This window comes from Mesorhizobium sp. M7A.F.Ca.CA.004.04.2.1 (assembly GCF_004022825.1).
Taxonomy (GTDB): domain Bacteria; phylum Pseudomonadota; class Alphaproteobacteria; order Rhizobiales; family Rhizobiaceae; genus Mesorhizobium.
In genome coordinates this window covers 1-1,934 of record NZ_RZPH01001093.1, presented here as the reverse complement: position 1 = coordinate 1,934, position 1,934 = coordinate 1, and the positions used below count along the sequence as shown (strand labels likewise).

2 protein-coding genes are annotated in these 1,934 nt (G+C 64.5%); both read right to left on the bottom strand.

Features of this window, described 5'->3' with window-relative positions; all coding sequences use genetic code 11:
• Positions 1 to 618, bottom strand: a 618-nt coding sequence (locus EN893_RS31640; RefSeq protein ID WP_164901285.1) for an FAD-dependent oxidoreductase, incomplete at its 3' end; no start/stop codon positions are given.
• Positions 619 to 867: 249 nt separating this feature from the next.
• Positions 868 to 1,934, bottom strand: a 1,067-nt coding sequence (locus tag EN893_RS31635; protein ID WP_245481069.1) for a dihydrolipoamide acetyltransferase family protein, incomplete at its 5' end; no start/stop codon positions are given.

The following is a 1,934-nucleotide window of genomic DNA, read 5'->3' as shown; positions in this document are numbered from 1 at the left end:
CTCGACCACGGTCACTTTGGCGCCCATTTTTGCAAACGCCATGCCGAGTTCCAGCCCGATATAGCCGCCACCGACGACCGCGAGTTTTCTCGGCACGTCGCTCAGTGCCAGTGCCTCGGTTGACGAAATCACCGGACCGCCAAAGGGCAGGAACGGCAGCTCGACTGGCGCCGAGCCGGTGGCAATGACGATCGTCTCGGCGCGGATGACTTGGCTTCCCGTCTCGGTCTCGACCGCAACCGTCTTGCCGTCGCGAAAGCTCGCCCAGCCATGCACGGTCTTGACTCCTGCCTTCTTGAGCAGGCCGGCGACGCCGCTGTTGAGCCGGCTCACGATGCCGTCCTTCCAGGCGATCGTCTTCGCCAGGTCGAGCGTCGGTGCGGTGAGCGAGATGCCGAGCGGGCTCTTGCCGCCTTCCATGTGCGACACCTTCTCGAACTCCTCCGCCGCATGGATCAGCGCCTTGGACGGGATGCAGCCGACATTGAGACAAGTGCCGCCCGGCTTGCCGGCTTCCACGATCACCGTATCGACGCCGAGCTGTCCGGCACGGATAGCGCAGACGTAACCACCGGGACCGGCGCCGATGACCAGCAGCTTGCAGGAGATTTCTTTCATGTTGGCTGCTTCCTTTCGGCCGCCGGGCGCCCTGTCCTTCTCCCCTTGTGGGAGAAGGTGGATCGGCGCGTTAGCGCCGAGACGGATGAGGGGTGTTCCAGCGGAGTGAGGCGTTGGCGTTCCCTGGAACACCCCTCATCCGTCGCCTTCGGCGACACCTTCTCCCACAAGGGGAGAAGGGGGAGCCCACATTCCAACGCCGGTAACTTCCGAAGGTCCGTCTCAAGCTTCGACATCGGCCTCATCACCTCAATCCACAAAGATCAGCGCCGGCGTTTCCAGCAGCGTCTTGATCCGCTGGATGAACACCGCCGCATCCCACCCATCGATCACCCGATGGTCGAAGCTTGACGATAAATTCATCATCTTGCGCGGGATGAACTGGGTGCCGTCCCACACCGGCCGCACCATCATCTTGTTGACGCCGATGATCGCCACTTCCGGATGGTTGATGACCGGCGTCGTCGCCACGCCGCCCATGGCGCCGAGCGAGGTGATGGTGATGGTCGAGCCGGACAGCTCGTCGCGTGTCGCCGTGCCGGACTTGGCCGCCTCGGCCAGCCTGATGATTTCTGCGCCGCACTCCCAGATGTCGCGCGCCTCGGCATGTTTGACCACAGGCACTACCAGCCCCGACGGCGTCTGCGCGGCGATGCCGATATGGATGCCGCCATGCTGGTGGATGATGCCGGCCTCGTCGTCGAACAGCGAATTGAGGTTGGGCTGGTCCGCGATCGCCTTGACCATGGCCCGCATCAGGAACGGCAGCAGCGTCAGCTTCGGCCGCTCCACGCCACCCCTACCTGGGCGCTTCTCCTTGTTGAGCGCGGCGCGCAATTCCTCCAGCGCGGTGACATCGATCTCCTCGACATAGGTGATGTGCGGGATGCGCGATTTCGACAGCGACATCTTCTCGGCGATCTTGCGCCGCAAGCCGACCACCTTGATATCCTGGATCGCATCGTTGCGGGCGAGGCCGGATGTCCTGGCAACCTGCGGCCCGCGCGCCAGGAACGCTTCGATGTCCTCATGGCCGATGCGGCCGGCAGGGCCGGATCCCGCAACCTGCCTGAGATCGATGCCGGCTTCCTTTGCCCGCAGACGCACGGCAGGCGAAGCCAGCGGTCTTTCGCCCTCGGGACGCGGTGCGCCGGCGGGCGTGGCAACTTGAGATGTCGGCGCCGTACCCCCACCCCTAGCCCCTCCCCACAAGGGGGAGGGGGATTCGGTCGCCGCCGCTTCCCCGCCTTCGATTCCTTTGGAATTTGCTGATGACGATGAGGTGGGTTTTGCTCCGCCCTTGGAGGCTGTGGCGC